6 protein-coding genes and 1 pseudogene are annotated in these 12,275 nt (G+C 65.3%); 1 reads left to right on the forward strand and 6 read right to left on the reverse strand.

Annotated elements, in window-relative coordinates:
* Window positions 1-2 precede the first annotated feature (2 nt).
* The 3 genes from WG208_RS12235 to rpsL all read right to left on the reverse strand — a co-directional run bounded on the left by WG208_RS12235 (window position 3) and on the right by rpsL (window position 2,003).
* A complete protein-coding gene (locus WG208_RS12235; protein WP_337171641.1) occupies window positions 3-860 on the reverse strand; it encodes a YaiO family outer membrane beta-barrel protein in 858 nt (285 codons plus the stop codon).
* A 271-nt stretch (window positions 861-1,131) separates the two neighbouring features.
* Window positions 1,132-1,602, reverse strand: coding sequence for a 30S ribosomal protein S7 (rpsG, locus tag WG208_RS12240; RefSeq protein WP_337171642.1), 471 nt, complete (start codon window positions 1,600-1,602; stop codon window positions 1,132-1,134).
* The gene (gene rpsL / locus WG208_RS12245; RefSeq protein ID WP_291164093.1) at window positions 1,599-2,003 is read right to left on the reverse strand and encodes a 30S ribosomal protein S12; all 405 of its coding nucleotides are present in this window, start codon (window positions 2,001-2,003) and stop codon (window positions 1,599-1,601) included. The genes rpsG and rpsL overlap by 4 nt, the downstream gene beginning before the upstream one ends.
* Window positions 2,004-2,708: 705 nt before the next feature.
* On the opposite strand from rpsL, the gene WG208_RS12250 reads away from it, so the two are divergent.
* Window positions 2,709-4,700, forward strand: a complete 1,992-nt coding sequence (locus WG208_RS12250; RefSeq protein ID WP_337171643.1) for a serine/threonine-protein kinase — start codon at window positions 2,709-2,711, stop codon at window positions 4,698-4,700.
* A 180-nt stretch (window positions 4,701-4,880) separates the two neighbouring features.
* On the opposite strand, the gene WG208_RS12255 is transcribed toward WG208_RS12250, so the two are convergent.
* From WG208_RS12255 to WG208_RS12265, 3 genes and pseudogenes are all read right to left on the reverse strand, one after another.
* Window positions 4,881-5,261, reverse strand: a complete 381-nt coding sequence (locus WG208_RS12255) for a four helix bundle protein (protein ID WP_337171644.1) — start codon at window positions 5,259-5,261, stop codon at window positions 4,881-4,883.
* 271 nt (window positions 5,262-5,532) lie between these two features.
* Entirely contained in the window at window positions 5,533-9,846 is a 4,314-nt protein-coding gene (gene rpoC / locus WG208_RS12260) for a DNA-directed RNA polymerase subunit beta' (RefSeq protein ID WP_337171645.1), read from the reverse strand.
* Window positions 9,847-9,848: 2 nt separating this feature from the next.
* A pseudogene (locus WG208_RS12265) lies at window positions 9,849-12,275 on the reverse strand (DNA-directed RNA polymerase subunit beta); the annotation flags it as partial.

Below are 12,275 nucleotides of genomic sequence, written 5' to 3' on the forward strand. Positions count from 1 at the left end.
CGTCAGAAATCGATGAAATACGTCAGCCCGATCGCCTGGCGATTGAACACGTCCACCTTGCGCTCGTAGTCGAGACGCACCGACACGCCACTGCCTTTCGTGATCCACTTGGAGGCGAAGGCGGAGACGAACTGACTGCGGAATCGCGCATCGAACGGTGTGGTCGACAGCAGACGATAGGCTTCATTGCCCGAGCCGACGCCACCACCCACCCAGAACTTCCCCTGTGTGCCCCACTGTCCGCCGGCCTGCCAGGCGCTCGAGCGGGCGCCGCTCGCCCGGTCTTCGTTGAGGAAGACGGCGGCATTGTAGATCCCGCGTCCGCGATACACCATCGATCCCAGCGAAACGATCTGTCCGCCGGCGCGCTTGTCCGTGTAGCGCAGATCGGTTATGCCGGCGGAGACGAGCACGCCTTTCACTTTCGGCACGGCGATGAACACACTCGCATCGCTGCGCAGCTTCGGAAAGAGCACGGTGCCCTTGTCCGGCGCCGAGCCGATGCCGACGATGGCGTACATCCAGGGCGCGATGTTGATGTACGATCCGGCGCCGTACACCTGCTGCCGTCCATTCGGGCGGGACTGCGTGCCCACACTCACGAAGGGACTCAGCTTCGCGGACGAATAGAGCAGACGCGCATCCTGCCCCTGCCAGACCCCATAGCCATTGTCGGCGGAACTGTAGAACGTCGACACCTGCAGATGCCACGAGGCAGGCTGCTCGGCCGCGGGCGGCGCCACGACACGGGCGCTGTCGCCGGTCTGCGCCTCGAGAATGTGCGGCGTCGACAGCAAGGCGGACGGCAGCGCCAGGAGCAGAAGCGCGCGTGTGAGGAAGGATGTGCGGACGGAAGACAAGCGCGGTCCCGCTCCAGGAGCAGATGTCACGAAACTGATGCAGGGGTGTCTGCTGCAGGACGCACGACCGGGGTATCACGTCACCGGCATCATCCGCACGTCACCCCTGCAGATCGGGTGTGCACACCCGATGGCCATGCTACAAACGTGCCCGCCGTCGGGCACTTTCGCCAGTGAAGGCGTCACGCGGCCGGCACGCCATTCTGGAAAATACGAAGGCCCCGGGAGTTTTCCCGGGGCCTTCGTTGCGAAGCCGGATGGCTTCGTGGACTCACCAGCGATAGTGCGCGAACGCCTTGTTGGCTTCGGCCATGCGATGTGTGTCTTCCTTCTTCTTGATCGCATTGCCTTCGCCGCGGGAGGCGGCCAGCACTTCGGCCGCGAGCTTCTCCTTCATGCTCTTCTCGTTGCGGTCACGCGAGTAGCTGATCAACCAGCGCATGGCCAGCGCCGTGCGGCGGTCCTGACGGACTTCCACGGGCACCTGGTACGTCGCACCACCGACGCGGCGGCTCTTCACCTCGACGACCGGCTTGAGGTTGTTCAGCGCCTGCTTGAAGACGCCCACACCGGGCTGGCTGGTCTTCGCTTCGACGATGTCCATCGCGCCGTAGAAGATGCCTTCGGCGGTGGACTTCTTGCCCTGGATCATCAGGGAGTTGATGAACTTCGAAACGGTCTGGCTATCGTAGCGCGCGTCGGGGAGGACGGTGCGCTTCACGGCGCTCTTGCGGCGGCTCACTTCTTCTTACCTCCAGCCGCAGCCTGACCCGGCTTCGGACGCTTGGTGCCGTACTTCGAACGGCTCTGATTGCGGCCGTTCACGCCCGAGGCGTCGAGCGTACCGCGGACGATGTGGTAACGCACACCCGGCAGGTCCTTCACACGACCGCCGCGCACGAGCACGATCGAGTGTTCCTGCAGGTTGTGGCCTTCACCGGGGATGTACGCCGTGACCTCGAGCTGGTTCGTGAGACGAACACGTGCGACTTTGCGCAGCGCCGAGTTGGGCTTCTTGGGCGTCGTGGTATAGACGCGGGTGCAGACGCCACGCTTGAACGGATTGCTCTTGAGCGCGGGCGCCTTCGACTTCTCCACCACGTCCTTGCGGGCGCGGCGGACCAACTGATTGATCGTAGGCATCAGGTTCTGGTAGCCCGACGGCAGGGCCGACGGGACGTTCGTACTCCGACTTCTACGTGGATCGCCTCGCCCACAAACACGCCGGAAAGCGTGAAACACCAAGGGCACGCAACAGCACAGGTCCGAATGCGAGGCGGCACGGAACAGAATCCTAAGCTTAGTCCACTCGGTGGGTACGGTCAACCGGCCAGACCTCCACAGGCCCCGCCCCGTGCCCCATCCGCCTGTCTGCCCGGCGCCCGGCTGCCCCGGCTGCCCCGGCTGCCCCGGCTGCCTCGGCTGCCCCGGCTGCCCCGGCTGCCCCGGCTGCCCCGGCTGCCCCGGCTGCCCCGGCTGCCCCGGCTGCCCCGGCTGCCCCGGCTGCCCCGGCTGCCCCGGCCGGAAGGTACTCCGAACCATGGCCGAAACCCGGGCCGGGCATCGTGCGAAAGACCCTGTGGTGTCACAGGAGCGACGCCACCCTCCGGCCTCCGGTGGTGTCTCATCTGGTGTCGCTGGGTGGTGTCTCGCCTGGTCCCGAGTCTCAACCCGTGTCTTAACGGGAAGAGGGAACGTGTCGTCACGAGCATCAGGGCGGGCAACAGGAACCGGGCGGGCGGGAAGTCACAGCGCACGCCATCATCCGCCTCCCGGGACCGTCGACGGTTCCCGTTCTTCCTGTACATTGCATCACCCGATCCAGTCCGAGACCCACCGGGATGTCCCGTGAGTGATTTTCAGTCCCGCCTGCAACGCGCCCTCGACGCCGACTTCCTGATTCAGCGGGAACTCGGTGGCGCCGGCATGTCCCGTGTGTTCGTGGCCACCGAGCGCGCTCTGCAGCGCACGGTGGTCGTCAAAGTGCTGCCCCCCGAACTCGCGGCCGGCGTGAACGTCGACCGGTTCCGCCGCGAGATCCAGCTCGCCGCCCAGTTGCAGCATCCGCACATCGTCCCGCTGCTGTCCGCCGGAGACGACCACGGCCTGCTGTGGTTCTCGATGCCCTACATCGAGGGCGAGTCCCTGCGCGGTGCCCTGCAACGCCAGAAGCGCCTGCCGGCGCGCGACGTGGTGCGCATCCTGCACGATGTGGTCGATGCGCTGGCCTACGCCCATGCCCGCGGCATCGTACACCGGGACATCAAGCCCGACAACATCCTCACCTCGGGGATGCACGCCCTCGTCACCGACTTCGGGGTGGCCAAGGCGCTGAGCGCGGCCAGTCCGGTCCCTGGCGGCACCACCACCGGCATGGCGATCGGGACCCCGGCCTACATGGCCCCCGAGCAGCTCGCGGCCGATCCGGCCGCCGATCACCGGGTCGACCTGTATGGCGTGGGGCTGCTGGCCTACGAACTGCTCACCGGTGCCGGCCCTTTCAGCGGCTCTTCGCCCCAGGCCACGCTGGCCGCGCAGCTGACACAGATGCCGGAGCCGCCGCATCGTTCGTTCAGTGACATCCCCGAGGCGCTCTCCAACCTCGTCATGCACTGCCTCGAAAAGGACGCCAGCAAGCGGCCGGCCTCGGCCAGGGCGTTGCTCGCCGAACTCGAGGCGCTGCCGCCCACGTCGAGTGGAGCAACGCTGCCCATACGACGCTCCCGGCGGAAGACATGGGTCGGTGTCGCCGTGGGCATGTTCGCGCTGGCCACCGCGGCGCTGGCCCTGCTGCAATCGGACGGCACCGGCGGTGCCGGTGACGCCGAGGCGCTGCGGGCCCGCGATGCGGGCCCCACCGGTGGCGCCCGATCCATGGAGATCGCGCGCGCTCGGACGAACGCGGATTCCCTGGCGCTCCGCGGAACGTTACCCGAAACGATTCCCGTCTTTCGCGAAATCACCGACGGAACGCCCACCACGACGGTGCCCCTCGTGATCACGCGGGCGGAATCGCTCGCCATCGCGGAGGCCGTGCGCAAACGACAGACCACCGAGGCGGCCCGCAGACGGAACGATTCGCTCGTTTCGAATGCCGTCGCGCCGGCGGTCTCCGCAGCACCAGCGGCGCAACCTTCGGCCGCCAGCGAGATCAGAGGCACCGGCGGCACCGGCAGTCACGGCCCGGCGAATGGGCCATCGTCATCGGGCACGACCGCGCGCATCATCGTACGCACGGGAGACGGCAGCACGACCTCGATCGATCGCGACATGCTGCTCGCCGAGGTGGGACGCATCTTCGCCGACTCGATGAGTCGTGCGTTGCTGCACATGGATTCGGCCCTTTCCCGCGTCCCGCGCATGGTGCCGATCGATCCACCGCGCGGCGGTCCCGGATTCACGCCCATGATGGCGCCGCCCACGGATGCCCGCCTGCGCATCGTGGTCGCGGACTTCAACAACACGACGGGCCGTCGCGATCTGACCGTCGTGGCCCGTGAGGCGTCGCGACAATTGCGCGATGCCATCGCGGACGACCGTTTCGACGTGGTCAACCGCGACATCACCGAGCGCGCCACCCGGATCGCGAGCGATCGCATGACGATGGGCTGGTCCCTGCGCGCCGACTACGTGGTGAGTGGCGTGATCACCACGCGCGGCGATTCGACGGTGCTGGTCACACTGCTCACCGACGTGCGCACGGGGCGATACTCGCGGGCCTTCGAAAGCGTGACGCCCACGAACGATCTCCATCGCAGCTTCGAGGCCGCGCAACGACAGGTGGTGGCGTGGCTGGACACGGCGGCGACCGTAGGCCCGCGGCGAGGCGGGGGGCGGTGATCGGGGCTTGGGTTTCAGACTGCTGATGTCTGAGGTCTGATGTCAGTAGGTCAGAACTGAGACGGCGATCGAATGATGAGAGATCAGACTGTGCTAGAGATGAGAAGTCTGAGCACTGGCGTCGACGGCGTGTCGTGAGCGCCACGGGCGTCATGGGCGCGCGGCGGGAGGTCGTGTGCACTACTGGCTTCGTGCGGGATTGCCGAGCAGGCGTCGACGAAATCCGAAGAGCATCATGCGGACCTCTTGCACCTCTTTGATGAGCACCGGACCAGAGGTGCCGAGTAAGCCCAGCGCGTCTCCGAGTTTGAGCTGGATCTCGAGCTCATTGCAGGATCCGACCGCGATCATCAATTGAGCAACAACGCGGCTGGCGGTGTCGTGCCCTGTTGCCTCCGCGACATTCAGCGTGATCGAATCGGCCGCCCGCAACATCTGCGAGCGCATACCAGGTGAGGCACGCGAGATCTCACGGGTGTATCGATCGGCGATGCGGTGCACCGCGACGCCGAGGCGAAAAGCGCGATCGACGACTTGAAGGCGAGCAGGATTGTGCGGCATTCCGGAACATCGCCTGACACCTCCAGCGATGCGTCACCACTTCTATGCACCTCGGATCATTCCGACGCGCCGTTGCGGTGTCCCCGCGCCCATGACGCCCGTGGCGCTCACGACACGTCGTCGACGCCAGTGCTCAGACCTCTCATCTCTAGCACAGTCTGATTTCTCATCATTCGATCGACGTCTCAGTTCTGACCTACTGATATCTGACCTCTGATTCTCCGACAATGCAAAACGGCGGTGGACCCAGTCCACCGCCGTTCCGCATTCCTTATTCGTCGGGCATCGTGAATGCCGTCGGCTCGAAGCTCGGCAGCAGCGACTCGAAGCTGGGCTCGAGTGGCTCCGGCAGCGGCTCCGGCTCGGGGAGCGTCTCGGAATCGACATCCACTTCCTGGTAGCGGTACATGCCCGTACCGGCCGGGATGAGATGACCGATGATGATGTTCTCCTTGAGCCCCAGCAGGTCGTCGCGCGAGCCACGGATGGCCGCGTCGGTGAGGACGCGCGTGGTTTCCTGGAAGGAAGCCGCCGACACGAACGACTGCGTGGTGAGCGAGGCCTTCGTGATGCCGAGGAGCAGCGGTTCGGCCGTGGCCGGCCGGATCTTCCGCTTCTTGGCATCGTCGTTGACTTCACGGAACTGCGCACGATCCGTGTGCTCGCCTTCGAGCAGCTCCGTATCGCCGGAATCGACGATGCGGACCTTCTGCAGCATCTGCTTGACGATCACGCCGATGTGCTTGTCGTTGATCTTCACGCCCTGCAGGCGGTACACCTCCTGCACTTCGTTCAGGAGGTATTCCTGGACGGCGCGCGGGCCCTTGATCCGCAGAATGTCGTGCGGATTGACCGGACCCTCGGAGATGCGGTCACCGGCGCGCACGCGGTCACCCTCGTGCACACGCAGGTGCTTGCCCGACGGCACTTCGTACGTCTGTTCCTCCGCCGTGTCGTCGGAGATCCACTGGCCGTTCTCGATGGACGCGGGACGGACGAAGACCTCGCGCTTGCCGCGCTTGATCTCGCCGAAGCGCACGAATCCGTCGATCTCGGAGATCGTCGCCGGATCCTTCGGACGACGGGCTTCGAAGAGTTCGGCCACACGGGGCAGACCACCGGTGATGTCGCGCGTCTTGTACGCTTCGCGGCTGACCTTCGCGAGGATGGTGCCGGCCGCGATGTTCTCGCCATCGTCGATCGTGATCACGGCGCCCACCGGGAGGATGAAGTCGCGCACGCGCTTCTCCTTGCCACCCTTGTTCTGCCAGATCTCGATGTGCGGATGGAGCTTCTTCTCGCGGTCTTCGATCACGACACGCTGACGCAGACCCGTCAGTTCGTCGAGTTCTTCCGACAGCGACTCGTCTTCCACGAGGTCCACGAAACGCACCGTGCCTTCGACGTCCGCGATGATCGGATTCGAGTACGGGTCCCACGTGAACACCGTGTCGTCCTTCTTGACCGTCTGGCCGTCCTCGACCATGAGGTAGGCACCAAGCGGCACCTGCAGACGGGCTTCGATGGACGCGTTCTTGTCGGCCGAGGTCTTGATAGATAGCTCGCCCTCGTACGACGTCACGACCTTCTGACCTTCCTGATTGACGACCGTGATGAGGCGGTCGCCGAACTCGATCACACCGGCCTTCTTCGTCTTGCGCGCCGTCTGTTCGGCGATACGTGACGCCGTACCACCGACGTGGAATGTGCGCAGCGTGAGCTGCGTGCCCGGTTCGCCGATGGACTGCGCGGCGATGATGCCCACCGCTTCGCCCAGATCCACCATCTGCATGGTGGCCAGGTTGCGGCCGTAGCACATGCGGCAGAGTCCGCGCTTCGCTTCGCAGGTGAGCACGGAACGGATCTTCACCGTTTCGATGCCCGCTTCCTCGATGCTCTGCGCCGTCTCTTCCGAGATGAGCGTACCGGCTTCCACCAGCAGCTTCGGACGACCCGCTTCATCGCGCTCCATCGGATCGAACACATCCTCGGCGGCCACGTTGCCGACGAGACGTTCCGACAGCGGCTCGATCACGTCTTCGCCTTCCTTGAGCGCCGACGTATCGAGACCAAGGATCGTGCCGCAATCCTCTTCGGCGATCGTCATGTCCTGCGCCACGTCGACGAGACGACGGGTCAGGTATCCGGCGTCGGCCGTCTTGAGCGCCGTATCGGCCAGACCCTTGCGGGCGCCGTGCGTCGACGAGAAGTACTCGAGCACCGAGAGACCTTCGCGGAAGTTCGACTTGATCGGATTTTCGATGATTTCGCCGATACCGCCGGTGAGCTTCTTCTGCGGCTTCGCCATGAGGCCGCGCATACCCGCCAGCTGACGGATCTGGTCGCGGCTACCACGGGAACCGGAGTCGTACATCATGAACACCGGATTGAAGCCGCCCTGCGACTCGCGCATCGTCTTCACCATGGCGTCGGCGACGTCGGTGTTGGCGTGCGTCCAGGTGTCGATGACCTTGTTGTAGCGTTCGCCGTTCGTGATGTTGCCGGTCGCGTAGGCACGCTGGAAGCGTTCCACGCGCTCCGACGCTTCCTGCAACAGCGTCTGCTTCTCCTTCGGGATGTGCAGATCCTCGATGCCGATCGACACACCGCCACGCGTCGCGTTGCGGAACCCGAATTCCTTCAGGCGATCGAGCAGCGCCACCGTCTCCGCGAGCCCCGCATTGCGGTAGCTCTCGAACACGAGTTCGCCGAGCGCCTTCTTCTTCATGTCCTTGTTCAGGAACGGGAGCCCCTTCGGCACGATCACGTCGAAGAGCACGCGGCCCGTCGTGGTCGTGATCCACGTGGGCGTCTCCTCGCGCCGGTCGAGCCAGCGGATCGGCGTCTGGTAGGTCGCGCGCCCGTTGGCCATCGCGATCTCCACCTCGGCCGTGTCCGTGAAGGTGGGCAGCTTGCGCACCCAGGCTTCGTCCTTCGCGTTCCGGTCGAAATCCGTCGGGCCCTTGGTCGCGACGTAGCAGCCGAGCACGATATCCTGCGACGGCTCGGCCACCGGACGACCGTCCGACGGCTTCAGGATGTTGTTCGACGACAGCATCAGCACGCGCGCTTCGATCTGCGCTTCGAACGACAGCGGCACATGCACGGCCATCTGGTCACCGTCGAAGTCGGCGTTGAACGCCGCGCACACGAGCGGATGGATACGAATGGCCTTGCCTTCGACCAGCACCGGCTCGAACGCCTGGATACCCAGACGGTGGAGCGTCGGCGCGCGGTTGAGCAGCACCGGATGATCCTTGATGATGCCTTCGAGCACTTCGTAGACCATCGCGTTCTCGCGCTCGACGATCTTCTTGGCGCGCTTCACGGTCTCGGCTTCGCCGCTCTCCACCAGCTTGTGGATGATGAACGGCTTGAAGAGCTCGAGCGCCATGGCCTTGGGCAGGCCGCACTGGTGCAGCTTGAGCTCCGGACCCACGACGATGACCGAACGGCCCGAATAGTCCACGCGCTTGCCGAGCAGGTTCTGACGGAACCGGCCCTGCTTGCCCTTGAGCATGTCGGACAGCGACTTGAGCGGACGCTTGCCGCGGCCACGGATGGCCTTGGAGCGGCGGCCGTTGTCGAACAGCGCGTCGACCGCTTCCTGCAGCATGCGCTTCTCGTTGCGCAGGATGACTTCCGGCGCGCGGTGCGAGATGAGCTTCTGCAGACGGTTGTTGCGATTGATGACGCGGCGATACAGATCGTTCAGATCGGACGTCGCGAAACGGCCGCCGTCGAGCGGCACGAGCGGACGCAGGTCGGGCGGAATCACCGGAATCACATCCAGGATCATCCACTCCGGCCGGTTGCGGATTTCGCCGCCCTCACCGGACGTGCGGAACGCGTCGACGATCTTGAGGCGCTTCAGCATCTGCTTCTTGCGATGCTGCGACGTCTCGCCCACGACCGACGCCCGCAGTTCCTCGGCCGTCCGGTCGACGTCGAGGCGCTTGAGCAGCTCACGCACGGCCGGCGCGCCGATATCGCACTGGAACGCCGTGTCGCCCTCCGCCTTCGCCTTCTGGCGCAGCGTCAGGTATTCGTCCTCGTCGAGCAACTGGCGCTCACGCACCTCCTGATTGCCCGGCTCGATGACGATGTAGTTGCTGTAGTAGATGACCTTCTCGAGATCACGGAGCGTGACATCGAGCAGGTTGCCCATCGGCGACGGCAGGGTCTTGAAGAACCAGATGTGCGCGACCGGCACCGCCAGTTCGATGTGCCCCATGCGCTCGCGACGCACCTTGCTGAGCGTGACTTCCACGCCGCAACGGTCGCAGATCACGCCACGATAGCGGATGCGCTTGTACTTGCCGCAATGGCATTCCCAGTCCTTGACCGGACCGAAGATGCGCTCGCAGAACAGACCGTCCTTCTCGGGCTTGAAGGAGCGGTAGTTGATGGTTTCGGGCTTGGTGACTTCGCCCCATGACCACCACGTGCGCAGACCGGCCATCTCCAGCCGGCCGCGCTCATTGGGGTCCTTCGGTCCGCGGATCTCCTCGGGTGAGGCGATCCGGACCGACATGTAGTCGAACGCCGACGCGCGGGCTTCGCGCGAGCTGCGGAAATCGATCATGCTTACTCCTCCCCGCCGTTACCGGCGACACCGCCGCCGGCGTCCACGAGCTCCACACCGGTGCCGTCAGTGGCACCCAGCGTGACCTTGATACCGAGCGCCTGCAGTTCCTTCACAAGCACGTTGAACGACTCCGGAATGCCGGGCTCCGGCAGATTCTGACCCTTCACGATTGCTTCGTACACACGGCTGCGACCGTTCACGTCGTCCGACTTGACCGTGAGGATTTCCTGCAGCGTGTGCGCCGCGCCGTACGCTTCCAGCGCCCACACTTCCATTTCCCCGAAGCGCTGACCGCCGAACTGCGCCTTGCCGGCGAGCGGCTGCTGCGTGACCAGCGAGTACGGTCCGATGGAACGGGCGTGGATCTTGTCGTCGACGAGGTGCGACAGCTTGAGCATGTAGATCTCGCCGACCGTGACCGGCGCGTTGAACGTCTCGCCGGTACGGCCGTCGCGCAGACGCACCTTGCCGGTGGGCGTGAGCCCCGCGAGACGAATGAGTTCGGTCGCCGCCGCATCCACGTCGGCGTCCTTGCCGCCAGCCACCACCGCGGCGAGCGCGGGCTGATCGATACGCAGCAGCGTATCGGCCAGCGACAGCGCGGCCTGGGCCTGCAACGCCTCCAGACCCTCGGCGGCGTTGCCCGGCAGTTCACCCGCGTCCTGCTGATGGATGGCCAGCGCCGCCCGCACCGCGTCGAGCTCGCGCTCGGCCAGCACACGCGCGCCATGCGCCACGAAATCGCGCACGCGGCCGAACAGCGCCTTCGTGTCCGCCGACATCGCCTTGCCACCCAGATCGTTCAGATTGGCATCACCCAGCAGCTCCACCTTGTCCGGCAGACGACGATCGGGCTTGATGTCGGCCAGCAGCACCTTCACTTCCGCCGGCGTGGCATCGGCCGAGGCATCACCCAGCACCAGCGTCTCACGCGCCCAACGCAGACCGGCGAGCTTCATGAGCAGGCCGATTTCACGTTCGTTCGCGCCTTCGAACACCGGCGTCTTGGCGTAGAAGTTGAGCAGCTTCGCGGCCCACCCGAGGTGGGTCTCGAGGATCTGCCCCACGTTCATGCGCGACGGCACGCCGAGCGGGTTGAGCACGATGTCCACCGGACGGCCGTTCGGCAGGAACGGCATGTCTTCCTCGGGGACGATGCGCGCCACGATACCCTTGTTGCCGTGACGGCCGGCCATCTTGTCGCCGACCGAGATCTTGCGCTTCTCGGCCAGATACACCTTCACCAGCTGGATCACGCCCGGCGGCAATTCGTCGGGCTGCAGAATGCGGTCGATGCGATCTTCCGCGCGCTCTTCGATGCGGGCCTTCTCCTCGGCCGCGGCATCGAGAATCTCGCGTACCCGATCGTTCGCCTTCTTGTTCTCGACGCGGAACGTCTTGAGATCGAGCGTGGCGAACCGCAGACCTTCGAGAATCTCGCGCGTGAGCTGTGTGCCCGCCGCGATGGCCTCTTCGACCGTGCCGGCCTTGAGCGCCAGCGCCACCGTTTCGCCTTCCAGCAGTTCGGCGAGTTCGGCGTCGCGCACTTCGTTGACGCGGATCTTCTCCTCGCCCTCGAGTCGACGCACTTCACCGATGCGTTCACCGCGATCCTTCTCGACGACCTGATCTTCGACGCGCGAGAAGATCTTCACGTCGATGACCACACCTTCCATGCCCGGGGAGACCTTGAGGGACGAGTCCTTCACGTCCTTCGCCTTCTCACCGAAGATGGCCGTCAGCAGCTTCTCTTCGGGCGAGAGTTCCGTCTCGCCCTTCGGCGTGATCTTGCCGACGAGAATGTCGCCCGGCTTCACGGCCGCGCCGATACGCACGATGCCGCGCTCGTCGAGATCGACCAGCGATTCCTCGGCGACGTTCGGAATTTCGCGCGTGATTTCTTCCTGCCCGCGCTTCGTGTCACGCACATGCAGTTCGAGTTCCTGGATGTGGATCGACGAGAACACGTCGAACTTCACCAGGCGCTCGGAGAGCACGATGGCGTCTTCGAAGTTGTGGCCGTACCACGGCATGAAGGCCACGGTGACGTTGGCGCCGAGCGCGAGCTGCCCCATTTCCGTGGCGGCACCGTCGGCAAGCACTTCACCCTTCGAGACCTTCTGTCCCATCCGCACCAGCGGACGCTGGTTGATGGCCGTGTCCTGGTTGGTGCGCCAGTACTTCTTGAGGCGATACCGATCGAGCTGACCGAGACGCGCGAGCGGACGGTCGGTGTCGATGGCCGCCTGGTTCACGCCGGCATCGATGATGATCTCATCGGCCGTCACGCTGGTGACCACGCCGGCGCGGCGCGCGATGATCACCGCGCCGGAGTCGACGGCCACCGTGGCTTCGAGCCCCGTGCCCACCAGCGGCGTGCGCGGGTTGAGCAGCGGCACGGCCTGACGCTGCATGTTCGAGCCCAT

This window comes from Gemmatimonas aurantiaca (genome assembly GCF_037190085.1).
In the GTDB taxonomy this organism is placed as follows: Bacteria; Gemmatimonadota; Gemmatimonadetes; order Gemmatimonadales; family Gemmatimonadaceae; genus Gemmatimonas; species Gemmatimonas aurantiaca_A.

Excerpts from the sequence above, each read along its gene's own strand:
- rpsL (WP_291164093.1), bottom strand. The coding sequence starts at position 2,003 with ATGCCTACGATCAATCAGTTGGTCCGCCGCGCCCGCAAGGACGTGGTG.
- WG208_RS12255 (WP_337171644.1), bottom strand. The coding sequence starts at position 5,261 with ATGCCGCACAATCCTGCTCGCCTTCAAGTCGTCGATCGCGCTTTTCGC.
- rpoC (WP_337171645.1), bottom strand. The coding sequence starts at position 9,846 with ATGATCGATTTCCGCAGCTCGCGCGAAGCCCGCGCGTCGGCGTTCGAC.